Source organism: Dictyoglomus sp. (assembly GCF_049968615.1).
GTDB classification, from domain to species: Bacteria; Dictyoglomota; Dictyoglomia; order Dictyoglomales; family Dictyoglomaceae; genus Dictyoglomus; species Dictyoglomus turgidum.
On the sequence record NZ_JBMFQK010000001.1, the window covers coordinates 217,664 to 239,863 of the forward strand.

A 22,200-nucleotide genomic window follows, 5' to 3' on the forward strand; every position below is an offset into this window, starting at 1 on the left:
ACATTAATCAGGCCTTATTATCTTTCTAACACCCTGGTTAATAGCAACAGTAATTAAGAATAAAATTACAGCAATAGCAGAAGCATACCCCATCTCATATCTTATGCTCCCATAATCCCACATGTGAAGTACAATAGTATGAGCAGAATAGAGAGGACTTGGAAAACCTATAAGTTGGGCTGAGATATCCGCGACTGCAAAAGAAGAAGTAACTTGCATTATGGCTCCAAAAATAAGTTGAGGCTTCATAGAAGGAAGAGTTATATACCAAAGTTCTTGCCATCTATTCCTTATACCATCCACAGCAGCAGCCTCATACAAAGACTTGTCAATAGTTTGAAATCCAGCTATAAAGGCAAGAAAACTGGTACCAAGACTCATCCATAGTTGTATAACCATCAAAACATATAAATTAATTCTAGAATCCTGAAGCCAATAGATAGGCTCTTTTATTATTCCAAGATTCATTAAAAACCCATTTAAAAGACCATACACATCCCCAGAAAAAATGTAAGTCCAGATAAAAAATATTGCTGAGGATAAGGCAGGAGCATAATACAAAAGAGTTAAAACAGCTCTAATCCTTGGTGGGAGCTCATTTATCAACCATGCAAAGAAAAGACAAGCAAAATAACTTAAAGGACCTGTTATAAGAGCGAATTTAAAAGTGTTTTGAAGAGCAATAAGAAATACATCGTCCTCTAAAAATAGACGTTTATAATTGTTCCAACCAATAAACTTAGGCACTTGAATTATGTTATAATTAGTAAAACTCAACACAGCCCCCACTATTACAGGAATAACCACAAAAGTAAAAAACAGAGTAAAATATGGCAAAAGCAAAAAGTAGGATTCTTTATTTTTCTTCACTTCTTTCCATAAATCCCTAAATTTTTCCCTCATTTTTTATCCCCCAAATCAATCTTTTGCAAGCTCTAAACCAAATTCTTCTCTCTTCCTATCAATCTCTTTGTTAATCTCTCTTGTGTATTTTTCTATTGCCTCTCTTGGAATTTCACCAAGCATAACCACCTCTCTAAAGGCATTGTCTAAATGTCTTGAAACATAATAACTTCCAGGAACATTAGGAATTTCTTTTAAATATTTCCATTGAGTAGAGAGGATTTTGTAATCTGAAGAAGGCCATGGCAAATAACTCATGGCCTCTATATTGGCAGTATTGTACCTGGCTCCCGCTCCAAGAACTGCTTCAAGTTCTCTACCAAATCTTGCCTGAACATCAGTAGAGACCCACCACTTAACAAATTCCCATGCCTCTTTAAGCTTCTTAGTCTGAGCAAAAATCAATATGGCATTTCCACCTCCAGCTACACTTCTGTCAATTGAACCATCATTTTTTCTTCTTCCGGGAACAGGAGCAATTCCCCAAAGACCACTTATTTCAGGAGCAGCAACTTTAAATTGGTTATACATAGTATATGGACCAATTCCCAATGGCATTTCTCCTGTTCTAAAACGGTTGAAGAAATCATAATAAAGAGGAATACCATAAAGTACATACAAATTGGTCCATTCTTTAAATGCTGTCACACCCTCTTCATTATTAAGAACACATCTTTTGCCATCTTCAGTGTAATATCTTCCACCTCTCTGAAGAAGAAGCATGTTAAAAATATCAAAACTTGTACCACCTGTTCCCGCTGCAAACTGTAAGTTATAACTCTGCAGTTTAGCAATGGTTTCATAAAGTTCTTCCCAAGTATTGGGAATTTCAATATTTAAACGTCCCAATATATCAGCTCTATAAAACATTATGGGAAAATCTTGAGTCATAGGAAGTCCGTAAACTTTTCCACCAAAGCTATAAGGAACAAGAGCGTAAGGAGCAAACTGCTTCTTTACCTCCTCAAAACCAGATAATTTTGAAATGTCCACAAGAGCTCCTCTTATCCCATAATCTACAGCAAGCCCTCTTGGGACATTTAAAGCCACATCAGGAGGATTCTCCTTAGAAGCAACCGAGAAAAGTAAAGCTGCTTCTGTGGTTATAATGTTTAGGTTAACTCCTATTCCTGTCTTAGGAGTAAAATCTGTATCTATAAGCATTTTTAGGGTCTCTGCTTGATCTCTTCCCATTTGAACCCATACATTTATTGCTTTTTCTTTGTCATACACAGTTCCAATCATGTTATAATCTTCCAAAAAGGAATAGAAAAACTTCTTTATTCCATCTAAAAATGCCTCAAGGATGTTTGGATTTACTCTTGGAGATTTCATATCTGGAGAAGCAATAATTATGTAATCAATATCTAAAGGTTGCTCTCTAATAGCAAGTACCCACGCAGAAAGTGCCGATAGATTATCTCTATATCTTTGTAATCTTTGAGCAATAGTCTCCGGTTCCTTAGCCATTCCTTCAAGCTGAATAGCCACTCTTTCAAGGGTTGCTGCTTCACTAACTTTTTCCCCTCCAAGAATTTTTAATTTTTCAGCATTTTCTTTTAATATCTTTGCATTCCTTTCCAAAGTAGGAATAAGGTCTGGAATACTCTGTTCTAAGAGATAATCTCTGTATGGGTCAGGATTTGGAGAGGTAATCATTACAATTTTGGTATAAAGTTGAGATAAATCTATGGAGCATTGTAATACATTTCTCATAATTTCTGCTATACTTTCATAACTCACTTTTAGCCTAAGGGTGTGTTCTCCCTTTTTTAAATAAAAAAGATAATCTTCTTTTCCATCTCCCAAATACTTGAATTGCCATTTAGTATCATATTTGAATTTTATATTTCTTACCTCTCTAAAAGGAACAACCCCATCTATATAAAGAGTTCTCTCTGATGGTATACCGGGATTTGCATTTTGTCTAAATTTAAACCCAATCTTATAAAAGCCACTCTCTGGTACTGTAAACTTCCACTCAATCCATTGTCCGGCAGATCTCCAGTTATACCCTCCTATTATATTTAAGAGTTTGTTTTTAGAACTATAAGGCTCATTAAGAGGATTGCTCATATCGTACACAGGATAAAGAGTTGGCTCTGATTTTAAGTGAGCTTTTTCTCCTTGAATTTTTACAATAATATTCTTAAAGTTGCTTTTAGAGATATGCTCTTCTTTCATTACCTCTCTATAATAGGGAATATCTTTAAGATTAAAAATTTTGATATAATCTATTGCTACAGGTTCTTTTACTGAAACAAATCTCAGAGTATGTCTTCCCTTTGAAAAATAGAAAAGAAATGGCTCAGAATATAAACCATCAGAATCATCAATAACCTTCTCCACCCACATAGGAAACTCCACTTGCAATGGCCGCAATTCATTACCCCTATTATCTCTCAAGGGATCTCCAGCATCTTTCCATATCCTTTCAAATCTAACAATTCTTGCTTCGTTAAAGGGTCTCTTACCATCAATTAGTATTTCTCTCTCTATAGCAGAATTTTTTCCAGGTACAGGATAATATTTCACAGCAATGTTATACAAACCCTCTTCCTCAATATTAAAAGTCCACTCTACAAAACCATTCTCACCCATATAAAGAACAGGATGTTTATCTTGGGTTAAATTTGTGAGCTTCTTTAACTCCATATCTTTAGAGTAAGCAGAATAATTTACTGCAGGTATGACCAAGACTACTTCAGGTCTATTTTTATTAGAAAATTTTGATAAATAAGTTTCATACGAACTTTCTTTACTTATAAGTTCAAAGATAACATTTAGATTTTTAGCTGAGGAGCCTTGAGCAAAAATTATTTTTGTAATTAATCCCAATAAAAAGAGCAATATAAGCACAAATCTTAAAAACGGTTTCATAGCTTCTTTAAACCTCAACACTAAAACAACCTCCATTTTTTAAAGCAATTTTAAAACAAAAATGGGGGAAAGACAACTCCCTTTCCCCCATTTTTAAACCCTACTTTAAACCCTCTAAGATCGCCTCAATAGCAGCCTGGAACTTAGGTTTCAACGCTTTTATAGACTTTGCAGGATTTGCTACATCAATCTGATTAATTAAGTCCCAGAAACCAGGAATTCCAGAAATAGGATCTATCTGAGCTCGAGTAGCAGCGTCTAACAAAAGATCATAAATTTCTTTTCCACCAACCCTCTCTATTTGAGATTTAACAATTATCTCTTTTTCCTTATCAGTAGGAGTTAGCATCCACAAAAGATATAAAGCAGAAAGCTCTGGATCACTGGAAGAAGAAGCTATTGCCCAAGCACCATCATCAGCCATATCTGCGCTCTTCTTCTTACTATCTGGACCCTTAGGAAAAGGAACTATTCCTAATTTTTTACCAAGAGCATTTCTCATACCTGAAAGCTCCCATGGACCCCAATAATCCATACAAGTAATACCTTTTTGGAACCTCCCCTGAGGATCATTCCACCAATCCGCAGGTCTCATCTTGTATTTTGCATCCATTTCATAAATGGCTTGGAATGCTCTATAAGCCTTAGGATCATCCATAGCAAATATAGGTCTCCCCCCCACATACTTAACTACCTGCACATCATTGGTATATAAGAAAGGCTGTACCACTGCCCAAGTAGCGTAAGCATATTGATCAATTTTCCCGTCTCCATTTATGTCTTGAGTAAGCTGTTTACCTAAATTGAAAAAAGTTTCCCAGGTCCATTTGCCTTGTTTATAAAGCTCAAGAGGATCGGGTAGTCCTGCCATTTCAAATTTCTCTTTATTATAGTAAAGTATGTATGGGAATACATTATCGTTGTAGATATTAGTTACCGCATAAATCTGACCTCTCCACTTAAAGAAATTCTAATGTGCTTTGTCTAAAACCAACGGCCTCCCAAAGATTCTTATCTTTAAAATCAATATACCTATCAAGGGGAAGGAGCATTTTCTTCATCATCCAAGTGGGTTTTTCTCCTGCTCCTATATACACTACATCAGCTCCAGAGCCAGAAAGGATAGCAGCACTTAATTTTGGCCTATAATTCTCCCAAGTGGTATAAACTATCTTTACTTTTGCTCCTGTAATCTTCTCAAACTCTTCTCTTACCTGTTTAGGTGATCTTGTTCCAGGGAGAGCGGTATCATCTTCGGGCCAAAATTGCCATACATAAATAGTTTTCCCTCTATACTTTTGGGTATCAATATTAAAAGTATATTTCCCCACTTTGAAAGTGTATACCTTTTGAGCAAAAGATGGAATTACAGAAGTTAGAATAAAAAGCGAGATTAAAATTATGGATAACAAAATTTTTTCATTTATTTGCCCCCTTCCTTTTTTATTTAAAAACACCTGAATTTTAGTTATATTGTAGCTTTAATAAAATTTTAAAATATACTATTATTTTGATAAAAAATAAAAATATTTTGCTCATTTAGGGGCTTTTATAGATTTTGCTTTCTAAACTTCAAGGGGGTCGTATGCATATACTTCCTAAAAACTTTGATAAAATAACTTATATTATTGAAACCACACTCAAAGGCTATTTCAGAAATGCTCATATCAGTATTTATAAGAAGCTCCATAGCTTTATCAATTCTTACTTTGTTTATATATTCTACAGGGCTCATTTTCAAAGATTCTTTAAACAACCTACAAAGATAAAATTTACTCATATCAACTTGCTTGCTAAGCTCATCAAGAGACAAATTCTTATTGTAATTCTGATTTATGTAACTGAGCAAATCTTTGATCCTATCGATTTTATATCCGAGTCTACCATCTTGGTTTTGCTTTTTAGCATAATATTTAAATACTCTCCAGAATGTGTCAAATAAAAGGCTCTTTATATAGAGCTCATAGCCATAATCTTTCTCCCTAAAAGCTTCTATTATTTTTAAAATATCTCTCTTATGTTTTCATCATTAATATTTGTAGGTATATAATATCTTTTATTTATAAGCGGTAAAAAATACTCGTGTTTACAATAATCAGGCTCCTCAGAATAGAGTAATCTTAAATCAAATACAATAGCATACCCTACACTCTTTCTTACCAGTTCCATACCCGAATGTATAGAACCAGAATTTACAAAGAGATATTCCCCCTCTCCTAATTTATATTCATAACCATCAACATAAAACATACCTATGCCTCTCTCCATATATAAAATTTCAAATTCGTTATGCCAATGAGGATTCACGATTCCATTTCTATATACAAAAATATCCTCATGAACAAACAGAGGAAAATCTGGGGTTCCATGGGAAACATCCGATTCTATCAACTCTTTCTTCCTTATCCTCATAAAAACCTTCACCTAAAATAACAAAAATTTTAAGCACACCTCTTTAGATGATTATAACAAAAATTTAACATTATTTTGCTAAAATTAAATAGACTATGGGTGAAATATATCTAATAAGACATGGAGAAACAGACTGGAATAGAGAGGCAAAATTTCAGGGCAGGACTGATATCCCCCTAAACTCTAAAGGTAAATCTCAAGCAGAATTGTTATCCGATTATCTTGCCAAAGAGAAATTCGATTATATCTACTCAAGCCCCTTAAAGAGAGCTATCGAAACGGCAATTCCTCTTTCTAAGAAACTCAACAAAGAGATATTAATTAGAGAAAACTGGATAGAATTTGATTTTGGGGAATGGGAAGGATTAACAGTAAGAGAAGTACATGAAAAGTATCCTATAGAAAGAGAGTTGTGGCTTTACCACACTGAAAAAGGAAAAATTCCCAAAGGAGAAAGCTTTGAAGATGCCTACAAAAGACTATCTATTGAAAAAGAATATATTCTTGAGAATCATAAAAACCACAAAATAGTAATCTTTACCCATGGAGCAATAATAAGAGCAGCTCTCTATGTATTTTTAGATCTTTATCATATAGGTTTTGGGAAGATTACTATAAGTTCATGCTCTATAACTCACTTTAAAATAAAGGATGATAAGTTTATACTTCTAAGATTAAATTATCTGTACCCCCACGAGTTATTTTCTTACCTGTGAAGATGGCGGAGAGGGTGGGATTCGAACCCACGGTACGGGTTTTAGCCCGTACAACCGCTTAGCAGGCGGCTGCCTTAAACCTACTCGGCCACCTCTCCAAGCAAAGAAAATTATACCAAGGAAATTATTTATAAGCAATATCAACTTTTAATTTCACTCAATACCCTCTCAACACTTACACCGCTATCAAATAACAATTTAGATGCAAAAGAACTGCTCTCCTTAAGTATTCCCAAAAGAAGATGTTCTGCGTCTACAATTTCTCTTCCTAATTTTTCTGCAAAATCTTGAGCATAATTAAAGATTTCAAAGATCTTTTGATTTACAGGAGATATCTCATATTGGTCAGTTTTTCGATTCCTCAATTCTTTTTCTAATTCAGTCTTTATCTTTCTAAGATCAACTCCAATTTTCTGTAAGATCTTACAAGCTTTATTATTTTTATCATTAATTATGCTAAGAAGTAAATGTTCCACATCCATGTAAGGAGAACTAAAAGTTAACACTAACTCCTCAGCATTTAAAATGATGGACTCAGACTTGAATTTAAGAGTCTTCATAGAAGTATCCTCCCCTCAACCCATCAATTTTTGAATTATTTTATAACACTTTGAAAACGAATACAAGTATGCTGATGTATAATAATTTTAAAAATTAAAGTTATTGGGAGGGGATTATGAAAAAGATAGTTTTAATTCTCTCAGCTTTAACCCTCTTAGTAAGTGTTGCTTTAGCTTTAGAAATTACCTATTATGGACACGCATGCGTCAAAGTATCTTTTGAAAATAACTATTCCATAATAATAGATCCCTTTTCTTCAGACTATCCCATACCCCAAACCAATGCAGATCTAATCATAAGTACCCATGAACATGAAGATCATTTTAATCCAAATTTTCTACATAAAAAGGTTGAAATACTTGTAGGAACAAAAAATGACGGAAAAGATTGGAACCCAATAAATAAAGAGGTTAAAAATATAAAAATATGGAGTATACCTGTATACCATGATAATTCAAAAGGCTCTCAGAGAGGAAAAAATAGTATCGTCGTTATAGAGGGAGATGGTTTTAAAATAGTCCATATGGGTGATATAGGACATCTCTTATCAGAGAAGGAATTAGTCAAACTTAAGAATGTAGACATTTTATTTATTCCTGTGGGAGGATTTTTCACATTGGATGTGAAAGATGTGATAACCACCATAAGAGAAATAAAACCTAAGATTGTGATACCCATACACTATAAAACAGAATATACCAAGGACTGGCCTATTTTACCCATTTCTGAATTTCTAAAAAGGGCAGAAAAAGAATTCAAAATTATAACAATAAACTCAAATAGAATAACTTTGACTCCAAAAGATCTACCAAAAAATACAGAGATATGGATTCTAAATTATAAATAATTTCTTGTATGATATAATAAAACTATGAAAAACAAGGAAGTTGCTCAAATCTTAGATGAAATAGCAGCTCTCCTTGAAATAAAAGGAGAGAATAAATATAAAATTGCAGCCTATCAAGAAGCTGCAAGAAGAATAGAAAATCTTCCTGAAGATATAGAGAGATTATTCAAACAGGGTAAATTGTACCAAATCAAAGGTATCGGTGAAAGTATTGGACAAAAAATTAAAGAATATCTTACTACAGGAAAAGTCTCCTACTTGGAGGAATTAAGAAAAGAGATTCCTCCAGAGATCCTTGAGCTTCTGAAAATACCAGGTATTGGCCCAAAACTTGCTTACCGACTCTATGCTGAACTTGGGATAAAAGATATAGATTCATTAGAAAAAGCAGCAAAAGAAGGGAAAATAAGAGTACTTCCAAGATTAGGCCCAAAAGTAGAACAAAATATTCTTGAGGCTATAAAGGAATATAGAGAAAAACAGACTGTCCCAGAGAGAATACCCTTAGGTGTGGCCCTCCCTCTTACCGAAGAAATTGTAAATTACCTATCTCAATACCCCTTTATAGAAAATATTGTACCTGCAGGAAGTTTGCGCAGAAGAAAAGAAACTATAGGAGATATAGATATATTAATCACTACTTCGGATATGGACAGGGTAAACCAGGTTCTAAAAAATCTTCCAATTTTAAAGAATATCCTTGCAGCAGGACCTACAAAAACCAGCATAATCGTTGAACCAGGAATTCAAGTTGATTTCAGAGTGGTGGAAAAGAGCTCTTTTGGGGCTGCATTACAATATTTTACAGGATCAAAACAGCATAATATAAAACTAAGAGAATTAGCTATTAAGAAAGGTTTAAAGATAAATGAATATGGTGTTTTTAGAATAAGTGACAACAAGAAGATAGGGGGAGAAAAAGAAGAAGATATATACGAAATTCTTGGGCTTCAATATATACCACCAGAGTTAAGAGAAGACCAAGGCGAAATTGAGAGCGCAATGGAAGGAAAACTACCTAATCTTGTAGAAGAAAGAGATATCCTTGGAGATATGCATGTTCATACTGACTGGAGCGACGGTGCTAATACTCTTGAAGAGATGGTAGAGGTAGCCTATAAACTTGGATATAAATATGTAGTAATTTCAGATCATAGTCAAGCCTTAGGAGTTGCGGGAGGATTAACTCCGGAACAAATTGAAAAACAAAGATTAAAAATACAAGAGTTGAACAGAAAATACAGAGATTTCAAGATTCTTCACAGTATTGAAGCAAATATCTTAAGTGATGGAAGCATTGATCTACCTGAAGAGGTGCTTAAAAATTTTGATCTTGTTATTGCAGGACTTCACTCTGGCTTTAAACAACCTAAGGAAAAAATTACAGAAAGGCTTGTATCAGCCATTAAAAATCCATGGGTTGACATAATAAGTCATCCTACAGGAAGATTAATAAACAAAAGACCTGCTTATGAGGTGGATCTGCCCACTATTCTTTATTGGGCAAAAGAAACAGGAACAGTCCTGGAAATAAACGCTCAACCTGATAGACTTGACCTTTGTGATATAGACGCCAGAATAGCCCGAGAAAAATATGGAATATATCTCTCTATTGGCACTGATAGTCATGATATTAGAAGCTATTCTTTAATAAGATATGGAATAGCAGTAGCAAGGAGAGCTTGGCTTCAAAAAGAGGATATTATAAATACTTATCCTTGGGAAGAGGCAAAACTTAAACTAAAAAGATACAGAAACCAAAAATGAAGATAAGAAGAAAGGGAAAAATCTCAGAGGGAGAATGGGTTGTTCTCTTTGATAGCAAAAGAAGGTATCTAATACAGGTTGAAAGAGAAAAGATCTTTCACTTTCATAAAGGATATATTAGGCATAATGATATTATAGGAATGGAAGAAGGAAGTATAATAAGATCCTCTCAGGGAGCAAACCTTCTTGTTCTAAGACCTACTTATTCAGATTTTATTCTCGAAATGCCTCGTGGAGCCCAAATAATCTATCCCAAAGACATAGCTACCATATTAGTTTGGGCAGATATTTATCCTGGAGCAAGGGTACTTGAAGCAGGAATAGGCTCTGGAGCATTAACCATTGCCCTTCTTCAAGCAGTAGGTGAAACAGGAACGGTAATATCCTATGAAATAAGAGAAGACTTTGCAAAAAGAGCTTTATCAAATATAGAAAATTTCTTAGGAAAAAAAGACAATCATATATTGAGATTAAAAGACATCTACGAAGAAATAATAGATGAAAACATAGATAGAATTATATTAGATCTGCCAGAACCATGGAGAGCTATAGATAATATTTTGAAAGCTTTAAGGCCTGGAGGAATTTTTTTAGCCTATACTCCTACTATAATTCAAGCTCAAAAAACTGTTGAGGCTCTGAAAGGTACAAAATCTTTTACCTTGATAGAAACCATTGAAACCTTACTAAGACCTTGGCAAATTGAAGGTTTATCCGTAAGACCTTTTCATAGGATGGTAGCCCATACAGCTTTTCTAACAGTGGCAAGAAGAATAGTTACACAAGAAGAGAATATATCTCCGATGGTCGTGCCTTCTGAAGAAAGAGGAGAAAATTATGAGATTGAGTAACAAAAAATTCTCTCTCTTCTTTCAATAGTCCCATAGAAACTTCTTGCACCTTCTTATAGCTGTATATAAAATCTTCCTTTCCAAATAGAAGAACTATATTCTGGCCAAATTTTGACCATCTTACAAATTCTACTTCTGTCAACGGAGGCTTGAGAAAAATCAAATATCTATACATCCTTATAGGTACTTTATTAGGATAGAAGTACACGTCTTTTCCCTCAAAAAACTGTAAATCCTTTTCCTTATTTTTCGAAAATCTAACATCAATAAAAGCAGGATTAAAAGACTTTTTTGGTATTCGCAAATTCTTAATACCAAGTATATCGGACAAATTTAATCTTTTTTCTTCCTTCTTAAGATTAGAAAGGAAAATGATAGGATTATTTATATTTCTTATCTTTACCAAAAACCTCTCATAAAATTCCTCATTTAAAAACCATTCTGCATCATCCCAGATGATAACTTTGTCTTTTGAAAGATCTATAGAGAAATCCCATGGAGACACAATCTCTTCATTCCAATAAACTTTATTCCAGTAAGGGGAAATAATAGCATATTCTCTACCTCTCTTTTTTATTTCCTCTATAAGAAAAGTCTTCTCTGTATCATTCTCAAGAAAATACAAAATTGCCCTTATCTTTTCTCTCTTTTCTTCTTTCTCTTTCTTTTCAGCCTCTCTCCATTCTTCCAAATAAAAATTGAAATATTCTCTACCTTGATATCCCTCTTTTTCTATTCTCAAGACAATATCCACTGTTTGAGGAGACTCTTTTAGCGCTTCTTCCTCTATTCCAAGAGAAAAAATGGGAGTTGACAAAATTTTTCCCGATATATCACCAATTTTAATCTTATATCTTCCTCCATTTCCCATTTTTTCAAAATATGCAATAACCGTTGAATTTATTTTGAACCTTGGTTCTTCATTACCTGGACCAAAAGGCGAAAGCATATCAAGCTCAGAAAGAAACTTACCAATATTTTCACTTTTAATCTTATCTAAAGGAATTTCAGCATCTATCTTAACCTTTGGAGTAAAATCTAATTCCTTCCAAATTTCATTTGCAAGCCTTACTGCACTATTCTTAAAATCCTCATAGTCTTTTTCAAACAGAGAAAAACCAACAGCTCCTTTATGTCCACCAAAGTTTATTAAATAGTCTGATAACTTAGAGACAAATTCAAATAAATTTACATCTTCTACTCCTCTCCCTGAAAAGACAATAAACTCTCCTTCTTTTCTTCCAAGAAAGAAGGGCACATTATATTCTTCTACAAGCATAGAAGCTACAATTCCCATTACCCCACCCACATCTCTCCCCCACAAACTATTGTATAAAAATACTGCTTTATTATTTTCTATATCCTCCTCTCTTAACATCTCTTTTGCCATCTCGTAAACTCTTTCTACCTCTTCTTTTCTTTTCCTATTAAATTCGTCAAGTTTATCAAAAAGTATCTCAGCTTCTTCTACATTTTCAGTAAGAAATAGTCTTATTGCTTCTTCTACCTCTTTGAATCTACCTATGGCATTTATCCTTGGAGTTATATTAAAAATAATATCCTTTGAACTTATAAAAGTATTTTTATCAAGCCCTACTTTTCTAATAAGAGTTCTAACTCCTACAAGATCGGAATTTAAAATCTTCTCAAGACCATATCTAACAAGGACCCTATTCTCATCTTTAAGCTCCATTAAGTCTCCCAAGGTTCCTAAGGTTACTAATTCTAATACCCCCTTTTCTTTATAAATATCTTTCCCTATTGCATCTCCCAGGGCTTTTAGGAACTTAAAAGCAACTCCAACTCCTGCCATATATGGATAGGGATAATTGTTTAAGTAAGGATCAAGCACAAGAAGAGCTTCTGGAATACTTCCTTCCTCAGGAATATGATGATCAGTAATAATAACTTCAACTCCATTTTTCTTTAAATATTCAACCTCTTTTTTACTTTTAATCCCACAATCCACAGTAATTAATAGACCTATAAACTCATTTTGAGATAACGCTTTTTTAACACTTTTTTCCTTTAACCCATACCCTTCATCCAGTCTATGAGGCACATAAAAACTTACATCCCAACCCCAATGGGATAAAACTCTATACATAAGGGTTGTAGCAGTTATTCCGTCTACGTCATAATCTCCAAAAACAAGTATCTTTCTCTTAGCATTTCTTAGCTTAATTAAGAAATCTATAGCCTTTTCTAAATCGGGAAAATAAGTAAAAGGATCATATAAATCTTCTATCTTAGGATTTAAAAATTTTTTTGCCTTTGAAGGTTCACTTATTCCTCGATTCAAAAGGAGTCGGGCAAGAAGAGATGATATTCCAAGCTTTCTTGCCAAAACCTCTTCCTGCCCTTTATTTTCCTCAAAGAGGAAAACCCATCTTCTCATACTTTATTTCTGTAATTCTCTCCACTCACAAAGAATGGCCGATGCTATATATATGGTAGAATAGGTTCCAATTATTATTCCAAGATATATAGCAAGAATAAATGGTCTTAAAACCACTCCACCCCATATTAGAAGAGGAGTAATTGCAAGTAAAGTAGTTATCACAGTATATAAAGTTCTTGCAAGAGTCTGATTAATACTTCTATTGGCAATAATTGTGAAATCTTCCTTAGGATATTTTTTAGAGTTCTCCCTTATTCTATCAAAAACTATTATGTTGTCATTAATAGCATAACCAAGTAGGGTAAGAATTGCAGCAATAAAGGATGGACTAACCTCCCATTGGGATATGGCAAAAATTGAAATAGTAGCAAGCAAAACAAAAGCCTCATTTATAATAGCAGAAATTGCAAAATCAAATCTGAATCTCACTGTTATATATACAAGCATGACAATTATAGCAAGAACCGCCGCCAAAATAGCCTTTTCTCTCAGCTCTCTACTTATAGTAGGCTCAATAGTTGTTATCTCTCTTCCTTCATACTTAACAATCACTTTTTCTACTTCTGATGTTAATCTCTTAAGCTCATTTTCTTCTAAAAATTTGGTTCTTATCCATACTTCTTTTCCATTTGATCCTGTCTGAATGGTAGATTTACTATAAAAACTCCTCGCAATATCCCTTAAATTTGCTATCTGATTACTATTTAAAGGAGATGAGAGTTTATAATAGATCACACTGCCACTTTGAAAATCAATGCTATAATTTAAGCCTTTAGTAAAGAAAAAATACATCCCAATTATAACAAAGAGAAGGGATAATATCATAAATACTCTTCTTACCCTTTTTCCTAAAAAATTAATCTCCTTTTTCACAAATCTTCCTCCCTTCTTTATAAGCCCAAAAGCTTAGTTGCCTTCTTAAAAACAGGCAAAGACAATAAATTCTCAAGAAGCGTACGAGTTATAGTTATTTGAGTAAACATGGAAAGAGCCACACCAAGAGACAAGGTTACAGCAAAACCTCTTATAGGACCTGTTCCAAAATAGAATAGAATTAATGCGGCAAGGATAGTAGTCACATTACTATCAATGATAGCCCTTAAAGCATTTCTAAATCCGGCATCAAGAGAAGCCATAGGTGTTTTCCTTTGAGCATACTCTTCCTTCATCCTTGCAAAGATAAGACAGTTAGCATCCACAGCCATTCCGATAGAAAGAATAATACCTGCAACACCAGGAAGAGTTAATGTGGCATTTAATAACTTTAAAGCAGCAAGATCAAGAACCACATAAATCAAAAGTGCTATATCTGCGACCAATCCTAAAAATCTAAAAACCAAAATCATAAACAACACCACAAGAATGGCCCCAATTACTCCTGCTCTGTATGCAGACTCCATGGTATCTTTACCAAGAGTAGGATCGATGGTTCTATTTTCTATTACCTTCACAGGGACAGGAAGAGCACCTGCTCTTAAGAGAATAGCAAGTTTTTGTGCCTCATCAATAGTAAATCTGCCTGTAATTACTCCTGTCCCTTCCGTTATAGGCTCTTTAATTACAGGATTTGATATTACTTTCCCATCAAGCACTATAAATACCTGTTTTCCTACATTTTTTGAAGTGAAGTCTGCAAAAATCTTTGCACCTTCTGGATTCATCTCTACCCTAACCATAGGTTGTCCTACTTGATCAAATTCAACCTTAGCATTTTTAAGAGCAGAACCTGTAAGTATGGTTTTTCCAGTTTCATCTTTAAACTCTAAAAGAGCAGTCTGTCCTATAATCTCAAGAGCCCTTTCGGGATCTTTTATACCAGGAAGCTCTACTACAATTTTATCGCTTCCCTCTTTATATATGGATGGCTCTGTAACTCCTAATTGATCTATACGATTTCTAATAACCTCTATAGTTCTCCTTACAGCATCATCGGTAATTTCTACCCCTTCTGTCTTTTGGCATTGCAATGTTACTCTTATACCGCCCCTTATATCCAGCCCATATCTAAAGGGAAAGGTAAGTAGTATCCATATGGCAATGCCCAAAATAATCACTATAAAAGCAGTTTTAATTTCTGGTCTTATATTCATAAATCCTTTATCTCCCCTTTCTTTATTAATCTTTTAAGGGATAAGCTACACCTTCAAGAAGCATTTCAAAAACTATTCCCTTTGCAAAAGAAACCTGAATAATCTTTTTTTGTTTATTAATTGCTACTATTTGTCCTATCAATCCCCCCTTTGTAACTATTCTATCTCCCACCTTTAGAGAATCAAGCATTTCCTGTCTTCTTTTTGCTTCTCTTTTTTGGGGAATCACAAGAATAAAATAAAAAATAGCTAAAAAAGCACCCCAAACTAAGAGTATACTTATTAAATTAACAGCTTGCTCCATAGCTCCTCCTTCTCCAATCTATTTTCTCGATCATCTCTTAGATACTCAGTTAAAAATTCTTTCTTAAACTCTTCCAACCTCCCTTCCCTAATGCTTTTCCTAATATTTTCCATTAATCTAAAAAGGAATCTTAGGTTATGAATAGTTAAAAGTCTATAGGAAAAAGTTTCATGCTGTAAAAATAAATGCCTAATATAGGCTTTGGTAAACTTTCTACAAGTATAACAATCACAATCTTCTTCAAGAGGTGAAAAGTCCTCTTTATATTGTGCATTCTTTATATTTTTCCTTCCTTTTGAAGTATAAAAAACCCCATGTCTTGCAAGCCTTGTGGGTAAAACACAATCAAACATATCTATTCCCATAGAAACTCCCACTACTAAATCTTCAGGTGCTCCTACTCCCATAAGATATCTTGGTTTCTCCTCAGGAAGCAAACTTACTGTATAATCTATTATCTCATACATTTTATCCTTAGGTTCTCCTACACTTATTCCACCAAGAGCCAATCCCGGAAGATCTATATTAAGCATTCTTTCTACTGCTTCTTTCCTTAACTCTTTATAAAAACCCCCTTGCACAATTCCAAAAAGAAGTTGATGATCCATATTGCTATTATTTTTGTAATCTATACTCCTTTTAAGCCACCTCAAAGTAATTTCAAGGGCTTCTTTCGTTTCCCAGTAAGATGCTCCATATCCAAGACATATATCCAAGGGCATTATAATATCGGAACCAAGAGACTTTTGTATCTCCATAACAAGTTCAGGAGTATAAAAATACCGAGTTCCATCAATATGAGAATTAAAATATATCCCATCTTCGTCAATCCTTCTTAATCTTGCCAAGCTAAATACTTGATATCCTCCACTATCAGTAAGAATTGGTTTCTCCCATCCCATAAACTTATGAAGTCCACCACCTTTTCTAACAATCTCATGTCCTGGTCTTAAAAAAAGATGGTATGTATTAGAGAGAATTATTTCTGCTCCGACCTTCTCCACTTCTTCTGGAGAAAGAGTTTTTACTGCACCCTGAGTTCCTACGGGCATAAAAACAGGAGTATTAATCTCCCCATGAAAAGTCTTAAGTTTTCCCAGTCTTGCTCTCGTTTTTTTATCTCTTACAATAATTTCAAAAATCATACATCTTTTCACCTTAATAAATAAACATGGCATCCCCAAAGCTGTAAAATCTCATTCTTTCTTCAATAGCTCTATTATAAGCCTTTTTCATAAGATCATATCCCATAAAGGCAGCCACCAGCATAAGTAAGGTAGATTTTGGCAAATGAAAATTAGTTATTAGACCATCTAATATTTTGAACTCAAAACCAGGATATATAAAAAGATCTACAAGCCCAGCCCCAGGTTCAACCCTTCCAGATCTTCCCTGAGCTTCTAATACCCTTGTGACTGTAGTCCCTACCGCTATAACTCTTCTCCCCTCTTCCTTTGCTCTATTTATTCTCTCTGCCACATCCTCTCTCACTTCAAAATACTCTGGATCCAGTTTATGCTTAGTAATATCCTCCACCACTACTGGTCTAAAGGTTCCAAGTCCAACATGTAGAGTAATGTATAAAATTTCAATACCCATCTTTTGTAAAGTATGTAGAAGCTCTTCAGTAAAATGTAAACCAGCAGTTGGAGCTGCTACAGCCCCCTCCTTTTGTGCATAAACTGTCTGATATTTATTAGGATCATTAAGAGGCTTCTTAATATAAGGAGGAAGAGGGATATTACCAATTTCAGGAAGAATTTCTTCTAAATCTTCCTGAGAAAACCTCAGTACAAATATTCCTTCTTCCTTCCTTTCCACCACTTCAGCATAAATATCCCCAGAGAAATATATTTTTGTTCCAATCTTTGCTCTTTTACCAGGTTTTACCAAAGCTTCATATACTCCTTCTTCCACTTTTTTAAGAAGTAATACCTCTATTTTTGCTCCTGTATCTTTTTTACCGTAAAGTCTTGCGGGTATAACTTTTGTATTATTTAGTACTAATACGTCTCCACTTTTTAAGTAATTTTTGATTTCCCTAAATATGGTTATATCAATCTCACCAGTTCTTCTATTCACCAACATTAAACGAGAAGAATCCCTAGGCTCCGCAGGTTCCTGAGCAATTAATTCTTCTGGCAGATAATAATCATAATCTGATAACTTTAATACCATTTTACTATCTCTACTCCCTGATAATAATACTTCAAAATTTCTCTATAATTATAACCTTTTTCTGCTAAAAATCTTGCCCCCTTTTGAGAAAGGCCTACCCCGTGACCATTCCCTCGTCCTGATAAAAACAGGTAATAACTACCTAACTCCATATCAAATAAAGTACTGGGAAGATTAAACAAACTCCTAAAAGTGGTTCCTTTCAAAGAATAAATTCCTTGGTCGCTTTTAAAGTATACAGTGTACACTCTACCAGAATTTGTCTTTTCCAGCTCTATAGAAAAACTGTCACTTAAATTTATTCCTACAGAATTCAACTTGTTAGTAAGTTCATTAATGCTTATTACCCTACTCCAAGTATCATTTATTAACTCATCTACATCCCTTACACTTTTTAAATAGGGAAGATCTTCTCCCCATACATATTTACAATCTTCTGTATATCCTCCTGAAGAGGAGTGAAAAAACGCTTTTATAAGTTGACCATTATAGGTAATCACCTCGCCTAAGGTCTCCATAACCGCTCTTGTGCTTCTTTCATTCTCTACACTCATACCTTTGTATACTTGGCAATGTGTAGTATTACAAAGATCAAATTCCCCATGTTTTCCTCTATTTACTAATGCATAAGTACGGGATGCTATTGCTTGTGCTTTTAAAGCTTCTAAAGGATAAGAGACAGGCATCTCGGAAGGCACCACTGAGAGGAGATATTCTTCCATATTTAGTACATTAATAAGCCATCCTGAGGGAAGAATTTCCAAGTATCCTCTATAATAATTAGAATTATAATTCACATAGTAGCCATCAGGATAAATCCTCAAAGGTAAAGTTACACTCAAAATTCCAGTATTACTCTCTATGAAGCCAGACCCATTTTTTACTCTTACTTTCACATATCCTTTACCTTCCACTTTTATGTCAAGAAAATCTGTAGACATCCTTCCCACATTTGAAAAATATGCATCACTATCAATTTTAGTAATACCTATTCTTACCAAAGGAATATTCTGAGAGTAAGAACCATTTAAAAAAACAAAAATGAAAATCAAAAAGAAAGCAATAACTAATCGCCTTAGCATGTTATTTTCTTAATCTAAGAATTATATTTATGATAATTGTTAGAATAAGACTTAAAAGTATAGATGTGGTCAAAGGAAAATAGAATACAAAATTTTTTCTCTCTATTCTTATATCTCCTGGAAGCTTACCCAAAAAAGGTATTTTGTCCATAAAAACAAAGATCAAACCAAGAAGTATTAATATAAATCCAAAAAGAATTAACCATTTTCCTAAAAAAGACATAATATCTACCCCCTAATAACCTTTTGAAATTTTGGAACATTGGTAAATTTAATTTCTTTACTTACTATCATCTCTCCATCAAAACTTATTATAAGATCCTGATCCGAGGCAATTCTAACTTCCCTTCCTCTATATATTTTAATATGGGGGTTTATAGTATGTTTTCCTAAATAAACCAGAGGAAAAGTCAAAATCAATTCTATAGGGTGTATTTTCTGAGCAATCCCCACATCAAAATAACCATCTTCAGGATCTGAAGTAGGAAGCAATTTCATGCCACCCCCATAGTAAGATGTATTCCCGAGAGCAATAAGGGTAATTCTTCCCTTCCAAGATATTCCATCAAAGGAAACCTCACATTCTGGGTATTTAAACTCTTTCAAAGTAGTAAAGACTGAAATTAAATAGCCTTTAAATCCTGTTAAGTTTAACTTATTAGAATTGTAATTAACGTCTCCTACAAAACCTGTCCCCGCAATACCTACAAAGTATCTCCCATCAAGAAGTCCAATGTCAACTTCCTTTATAATTCCATTTTTTAACAATTTTACTGCTTTTCTAATGTCTCTCGGAATCCTATAAGATATAGCAATATCATTACCTCTTCCTAAGGGAATAATGCCTAAAATTCCTCTTCCTTTAAGCCCATTTACAACCTCATTTATAGTTCCATCCCCACCAGCTGCAACTACCACATCTACTCCCCTTCTTAAAGCCTCCTCAACCTGTTTAATAGTTCCTTCCTTTCCTAAGGTAAATTCAATAGTATAATCTAAATTTTCTTCTTCAAGAACATTAACAAGCTCATGATATCTTTTTCCTGCTCTCCCACGATTTGAAGTTGGATTAAAAAGAATGTGGTATTTCACTTTTTACCTCCTTTATAATATCTGTCTTTCTCACTATATATACATCCACAATATTTTTGCCTATAGAGACCATACTCCTTAGATAAATTAACCCCCTCTCTATAACCCACTCTAAAATCCTCATAATAAAATTCTATTTTATACTCATTTGCAAGGTAATTTGCAATCTCCTTAATTAGGTCATGCTTTTGATAAGGACTTACAAGCAAGGTTGTAGAGAAAAGATCAAATCCAAGTTCTTTTGCCTTTTCCACTGTTTTCTTTAAACGCATGTAATAACACACAGGGCATCTATCCTTTTCCCTGTAAACTACCTGTCTTATAAATTCTTCAAGAGCATAATCATCCTCATAAACTACAGGCAAACTTTGTTTCTCAGCAAAATCCTTTAAAGTATTTAAACGCATCAAATATTCAGTATAGGGATGAATATTAGGATTATACCAAAAACCTGTAATATCAAAACCTTCCTCTCTCAATCTCTTGAGAGGATAGGTTAAACAAGGGGCACAACAGATGTGAAGAAACAACCTTTTATCCGTCATTCTTACACCCCATTATATGAGCTAAACCAAGAGGGGTTATAATCCTTCCTCTTGATGTCCTTTGAATAAAGCCAATTCTTAAAAGATAAGGTTCATATATGGATTCAATAGTATCTGGAGATTCGTTGAGTACTGCTGCAAGGGCTTTTAATCCCACAGGACCACCAGAAAATTTATCCCTAAGGGCAAAAAGAATCTTCCTATCCAACTCATCAAGCCCCTTTTCATCGATACCAATTAATTCAAGTACCCTCTTAGTTTCTTCTAAGTTAATATTTTTTTCTTCTTTCAGATCTATATAATCTTTTATTCTTTTCAAAATTCTGTTAGCAATTCGAGGAACACCTCTTGATCTTTTAGCAATCTCAATTATGGATTCATAGGGAAGATTTAAACCAAGAATTTTTTGAGACCTTTCAATAATCTTCACCATTTCTTCATGGGTATAAAAATCTAAATTTGCTATAAATCCAAAGCGATCTCTCAAAGGACTGCTAAGCAAGGCAGGTCTTGTAGTCGCACCTACTAAGGTGAAGGGGGGAAGTTTTATGCTTAAAACTTTACCTCCAGGACCCTTTCCAGTTACAATACTAACACTCCTATCCTCTAAAGCAGAATAAAGTATCTCTTCCAAGGAGGGATTCAACCTATGAATCTCGTCTATAAAAATAATGCCCCTCTCTTCTACACTTGTAAGCAAAGCTATTAAATCGCCACTCTTTTGTAAAGATGGTGCAGATACCATTTTTATGGGGGCATTTTGTTCTTCTGCTATGATCAAAGCAAGGGTCGTCTTTCCTACTCCAGGAGGACCTACAAAAAGAATGTGATCTACAGCCTCTTCCCTTTTTTTAGCAGCATTAATTATTAAAGCTAATCTATCTTTTATCCTTTCTTGTCCTATAAAATCTGATAGATTCTTTGGTCTTAATACATTATCAAGGGCTGGTTCTCTTTGAACAAGAGAAAAGTAGGGAAATCTTTTCACTTTCATATCTCCTGAGATAGCTTCCTTAGTGCAAACCTTATAATTTCCTCAAGATTATCAAGGTCTTTAAATTCCTTTCTTATCTCTTTCATAACTACTTCTATTTCCTCTTTCTTATATCCCAAATTTAAGAGAGTGTCTTTTATTATATCTTCTTCTTTATGTTCTCTCTTTGGGATAACTCCTTTTATCTCAAGAAAGATTTTTTGAGTAATCTTTTTCCCAACGCCAGGAACCATTAAAAGAGCATTTAAGTCTTCTTTTTCAATCACCTCATAAAACTCTTTAGGAGACATCGCAGAAACAATTCTTAGAGCAATCTTTATCCCAACTCCAGTAATATTTTTAAGCCTCTCAAACAAATCTCTTTCTTCTTCCGACAAAAATCCAAAAAACTTTATTCCGTCCTTTTCTATGACTTCTGCAATGTAAAGCAATATTTTATTGTTCAATTCTTCACTAAGCTTTGAAGTTAAATTTTTGCTAACATAAATTTTAAAACCAAAATTTCCTGTATCAATTATAAGAGAGTCCCCATGTATTTTTAAAAGTTTTCCATAAATATGATTCAAAAATGCCAAGA

General features: G+C 33.9%; 23 protein-coding genes and 1 tRNA gene. 4 read left to right on the forward strand and 20 right to left on the reverse strand.

Translation table 11 applies throughout. The features are described from left to right. Window positions 1-3 precede the first annotated feature (3 nt). From ACP5QL_RS01110 to ACP5QL_RS01135, 6 genes are all read right to left on the reverse strand, one after another. Entirely contained in the window at window positions 4-903 is a 900-nt protein-coding gene (locus ACP5QL_RS01110; RefSeq protein WP_012583941.1) for a carbohydrate ABC transporter permease, read from the reverse strand. A gap of 15 nt (window positions 904-918) precedes the next feature. Beyond that, window positions 919-3,804: an extracellular solute-binding protein gene (locus ACP5QL_RS01115; protein WP_012583942.1), complete on the reverse strand. Its 2,886-nt coding sequence runs from the start codon at window positions 3,802-3,804 to the stop codon at window positions 919-921. A 79-nt stretch (window positions 3,805-3,883) separates the two neighbouring features. Continuing rightward, entirely contained in the window at window positions 3,884-4,654 is a 771-nt protein-coding gene (locus ACP5QL_RS01120; protein ID WP_428124934.1) for a hypothetical protein, read from the reverse strand. An 88-nt stretch (window positions 4,655-4,742) separates the two neighbouring features. After that, window positions 4,743-5,195, reverse strand: a complete 453-nt coding sequence (locus tag ACP5QL_RS01125; RefSeq protein WP_428124936.1) for an extracellular solute-binding protein — start codon at window positions 5,193-5,195, stop codon at window positions 4,743-4,745. Between the two features lie 137 nt (window positions 5,196-5,332). Beyond that, window positions 5,333-5,563: a helix-turn-helix domain-containing protein gene (locus ACP5QL_RS01130; RefSeq protein ID WP_428124938.1), complete on the reverse strand. Its 231-nt coding sequence runs from the start codon at window positions 5,561-5,563 to the stop codon at window positions 5,333-5,335. 221 nt (window positions 5,564-5,784) lie between these two features. Further along, window positions 5,785-6,195 (reverse strand): AraC family ligand binding domain-containing protein, encoded by a 411-nt coding sequence (locus ACP5QL_RS01135; RefSeq protein WP_273334017.1) that lies wholly within the window; start codon window positions 6,193-6,195, stop codon window positions 5,785-5,787. A gap of 95 nt (window positions 6,196-6,290) precedes the next feature. Here ACP5QL_RS01135 and ACP5QL_RS01140 point away from each other — a divergent pair, with 95 nt between their 5' ends. Then, window positions 6,291-6,911: a histidine phosphatase family protein gene (locus ACP5QL_RS01140; protein ID WP_012583945.1), complete on the forward strand. Its 621-nt coding sequence runs from the start codon at window positions 6,291-6,293 to the stop codon at window positions 6,909-6,911. A gap of 3 nt (window positions 6,912-6,914) precedes the next feature. Here the strand turns inward: ACP5QL_RS01140 and ACP5QL_RS01145 are convergent. Together ACP5QL_RS01145 and ACP5QL_RS01150 are read right to left on the reverse strand one after the other, a co-directional pair. Then, window positions 6,915-7,009: transfer RNA gene (locus ACP5QL_RS01145), tRNA-Ser, on the reverse strand. A gap of 42 nt (window positions 7,010-7,051) precedes the next feature. Beyond that, window positions 7,052-7,471 carry a Clp protease N-terminal domain-containing protein gene (locus ACP5QL_RS01150; protein ID WP_012583946.1) on the reverse strand — a complete coding sequence of 140 codons (420 nt, stop codon included), beginning with the start codon at window positions 7,469-7,471 and terminating at the stop codon, window positions 7,052-7,054. Window positions 7,472-7,587: 116 nt separating this feature from the next. Between ACP5QL_RS01150 and ACP5QL_RS01155 the strand changes: the two genes are divergently transcribed. From ACP5QL_RS01155 to ACP5QL_RS01165, 3 genes are read left to right on the forward strand one after another with little or no spacing between them, the layout of a single operon-like run. Beyond that, complete coding sequence (locus ACP5QL_RS01155; protein ID WP_012583947.1) at window positions 7,588-8,319, forward strand: MBL fold metallo-hydrolase; 732 nt, start codon at window positions 7,588-7,590, stop codon at window positions 8,317-8,319. Window positions 8,320-8,343: 24 nt separating this feature from the next. Then, entirely contained in the window at window positions 8,344-10,086 is a 1,743-nt protein-coding gene (gene polX / locus ACP5QL_RS01160) for a DNA polymerase/3'-5' exonuclease PolX (protein WP_012583948.1), read from the forward strand. Further along, window positions 10,083-10,937, forward strand: coding sequence for a tRNA (adenine-N1)-methyltransferase (locus tag ACP5QL_RS01165; RefSeq protein WP_012583949.1), 855 nt, complete (start codon window positions 10,083-10,085; stop codon window positions 10,935-10,937). Before polX ends, ACP5QL_RS01165 begins: the two co-directional genes overlap by 4 nt. Here the strand turns inward: ACP5QL_RS01165 and recJ are convergent. The 12 genes from recJ to ruvA are packed head-to-tail and all read right to left on the reverse strand — an operon-like array spanning window position 10,864 to window position 22,198. Further along, a complete protein-coding gene (gene recJ, locus ACP5QL_RS01170; protein WP_012583950.1) occupies window positions 10,864-13,335 on the reverse strand; it encodes a single-stranded-DNA-specific exonuclease RecJ in 2,472 nt (823 codons plus the stop codon). The two genes, ACP5QL_RS01165 and recJ, sit on opposite strands and share 74 nt — an antisense overlap. 3 nt (window positions 13,336-13,338) lie before the next feature. Next, window positions 13,339-14,211 (reverse strand): protein translocase subunit SecF, encoded by an 873-nt coding sequence (secF, locus tag ACP5QL_RS01175; RefSeq protein ID WP_012583951.1) that lies wholly within the window; start codon window positions 14,209-14,211, stop codon window positions 13,339-13,341. 17 nt (window positions 14,212-14,228) lie between these two features. Continuing rightward, window positions 14,229-15,428 carry a protein translocase subunit SecD gene (secD, locus tag ACP5QL_RS01180; protein ID WP_012583952.1) on the reverse strand — a complete coding sequence of 400 codons (1,200 nt, stop codon included), beginning with the start codon at window positions 15,426-15,428 and terminating at the stop codon, window positions 14,229-14,231. A 25-nt stretch (window positions 15,429-15,453) separates the two neighbouring features. Further along, entirely contained in the window at window positions 15,454-15,732 is a 279-nt protein-coding gene (yajC, locus tag ACP5QL_RS01185) for a preprotein translocase subunit YajC (protein WP_012583953.1), read from the reverse strand. Continuing rightward, window positions 15,711-16,877, reverse strand: coding sequence for a tRNA guanosine(34) transglycosylase Tgt (tgt, locus tag ACP5QL_RS01190; RefSeq protein WP_012583954.1), 1,167 nt, complete (start codon window positions 16,875-16,877; stop codon window positions 15,711-15,713). Before tgt ends, yajC begins: the two co-directional genes overlap by 22 nt. Before the next feature lie 13 nt (window positions 16,878-16,890). Next, complete coding sequence (gene queA, locus ACP5QL_RS01195) at window positions 16,891-17,910, reverse strand: tRNA preQ1(34) S-adenosylmethionine ribosyltransferase-isomerase QueA (RefSeq protein WP_012583955.1); 1,020 nt, start codon at window positions 17,908-17,910, stop codon at window positions 16,891-16,893. After that, window positions 17,901-18,992, reverse strand: a complete 1,092-nt coding sequence (locus ACP5QL_RS01200) for a SpoIID/LytB domain-containing protein (protein WP_012583956.1) — start codon at window positions 18,990-18,992, stop codon at window positions 17,901-17,903. Before ACP5QL_RS01200 ends, queA begins: the two co-directional genes overlap by 10 nt. Window position 18,993: 1 nt before the next feature. Then, complete coding sequence (locus ACP5QL_RS01205) at window positions 18,994-19,215, reverse strand: DUF2905 domain-containing protein (protein WP_273334029.1); 222 nt, start codon at window positions 19,213-19,215, stop codon at window positions 18,994-18,996. 5 nt (window positions 19,216-19,220) lie between these two features. Then, window positions 19,221-20,084, reverse strand: a complete 864-nt coding sequence (locus tag ACP5QL_RS01210) for a diacylglycerol/lipid kinase family protein (protein ID WP_012583958.1) — start codon at window positions 20,082-20,084, stop codon at window positions 19,221-19,223. Beyond that, on the reverse strand, window positions 20,081-20,629 hold the full coding sequence (locus ACP5QL_RS01215) for an epoxyqueuosine reductase QueH (RefSeq protein WP_012583959.1): 549 nt from the start codon (window positions 20,627-20,629) through the stop codon (window positions 20,081-20,083). The genes ACP5QL_RS01210 and ACP5QL_RS01215 overlap by 4 nt, the downstream gene beginning before the upstream one ends. Continuing rightward, window positions 20,619-21,623: a Holliday junction branch migration DNA helicase RuvB gene (gene ruvB / locus ACP5QL_RS01220; RefSeq protein WP_012583960.1), complete on the reverse strand. Its 1,005-nt coding sequence runs from the start codon at window positions 21,621-21,623 to the stop codon at window positions 20,619-20,621. Before ruvB ends, ACP5QL_RS01215 begins: the two co-directional genes overlap by 11 nt. Then, entirely contained in the window at window positions 21,620-22,198 is a 579-nt protein-coding gene (gene ruvA / locus ACP5QL_RS01225; protein ID WP_012583961.1) for a Holliday junction branch migration protein RuvA, read from the reverse strand. Before ruvA ends, ruvB begins: the two co-directional genes overlap by 4 nt. Window positions 22,199-22,200: the final 2 nt, after the last annotated feature.

Excerpts from the sequence above, each read along its gene's own strand:
- ACP5QL_RS01110 (WP_012583941.1), bottom strand. The coding sequence starts at position 903 with ATGAGGGAAAAATTTAGGGATTTATGGAAAGAAGTGAAGAAAAATAAA.
- ACP5QL_RS01120 (WP_428124934.1), bottom strand. The coding sequence starts at position 4,654 with ATGGCAGGACTACCCGATCCTCTTGAGCTTTATAAACAAGGCAAATGG.
- ACP5QL_RS01130 (WP_428124938.1), bottom strand. The coding sequence starts at position 5,563 with ATGAGTAAATTTTATCTTTGTAGGTTGTTTAAAGAATCTTTGAAAATG.
- ACP5QL_RS01135 (WP_273334017.1), bottom strand. The coding sequence starts at position 6,195 with ATGAGGATAAGGAAGAAAGAGTTGATAGAATCGGATGTTTCCCATGGA.
- ACP5QL_RS01140 (WP_012583945.1), top strand. The coding sequence starts at position 6,291 with ATGGGTGAAATATATCTAATAAGACATGGAGAAACAGACTGGAATAGA.
- ACP5QL_RS01150 (WP_012583946.1), bottom strand. The coding sequence starts at position 7,471 with ATGAAGACTCTTAAATTCAAGTCTGAGTCCATCATTTTAAATGCTGAG.
- ACP5QL_RS01155 (WP_012583947.1), top strand. The coding sequence starts at position 7,588 with ATGAAAAAGATAGTTTTAATTCTCTCAGCTTTAACCCTCTTAGTAAGT.
- polX (WP_012583948.1), top strand. The coding sequence starts at position 8,344 with ATGAAAAACAAGGAAGTTGCTCAAATCTTAGATGAAATAGCAGCTCTC.
- ACP5QL_RS01165 (WP_012583949.1), top strand. The coding sequence starts at position 10,083 with ATGAAGATAAGAAGAAAGGGAAAAATCTCAGAGGGAGAATGGGTTGTT.
- recJ (WP_012583950.1), bottom strand. The coding sequence starts at position 13,335 with ATGAGAAGATGGGTTTTCCTCTTTGAGGAAAATAAAGGGCAGGAAGAG.
- secD (WP_012583952.1), bottom strand. The coding sequence starts at position 15,428 with ATGAATATAAGACCAGAAATTAAAACTGCTTTTATAGTGATTATTTTG.
- yajC (WP_012583953.1), bottom strand. The coding sequence starts at position 15,732 with ATGGAGCAAGCTGTTAATTTAATAAGTATACTCTTAGTTTGGGGTGCT.
- tgt (WP_012583954.1), bottom strand. The coding sequence starts at position 16,877 with ATGATTTTTGAAATTATTGTAAGAGATAAAAAAACGAGAGCAAGACTG.
- queA (WP_012583955.1), bottom strand. The coding sequence starts at position 17,910 with ATGGTATTAAAGTTATCAGATTATGATTATTATCTGCCAGAAGAATTA.
- ACP5QL_RS01200 (WP_012583956.1), bottom strand. The coding sequence starts at position 18,992 with ATGCTAAGGCGATTAGTTATTGCTTTCTTTTTGATTTTCATTTTTGTT.
- ACP5QL_RS01205 (WP_273334029.1), bottom strand. The coding sequence starts at position 19,215 with ATGTCTTTTTTAGGAAAATGGTTAATTCTTTTTGGATTTATATTAATA.
- ACP5QL_RS01215 (WP_012583959.1), bottom strand. The coding sequence starts at position 20,629 with ATGACGGATAAAAGGTTGTTTCTTCACATCTGTTGTGCCCCTTGTTTA.
- ruvB (WP_012583960.1), bottom strand. The coding sequence starts at position 21,623 with ATGAAAGTGAAAAGATTTCCCTACTTTTCTCTTGTTCAAAGAGAACCA.